General features: G+C 67.6%; 1 pseudogene. It reads left to right on the top strand.

From position 1 onward, the window contains the following. Positions 1-309 (top strand): annotated as a pseudogene (locus tag ACLBXP_RS25580) (MFS transporter); the annotation flags it as partial.

The raw sequence follows: 309 nt of genomic DNA on the forward strand, positions 1-309 counted from the left end.
GTGGGCGCGAAGCAGTCGGTGCCGTGGGGGCGGGTGACCAAGCGCATCCTGCCGGTGACGCTGACCTACTTCTGCTACGGCTGGACCCTGTGGCTGTTCCTCGGCTGGCTGCCGACCTTCTTCAAGCAGAGCTACGGGCTCGACCTGAAGAACTCCGCGCTGTTCGCCTCGGGCGTGTTCTTTGCGGGCGTCGTCGGGGATACGCTCGGCGGCGTCCTCAGCGACGGCATCCTGAAGCGCACCGGCAACCTCAAGCTCGCCCGGCTGTCGATCATCGTGGTCGGCTTCCTGGGGGCGGCCGTGAGCCTG

The organism is Methylobacterium sp. A54F, assembly GCF_053346035.1.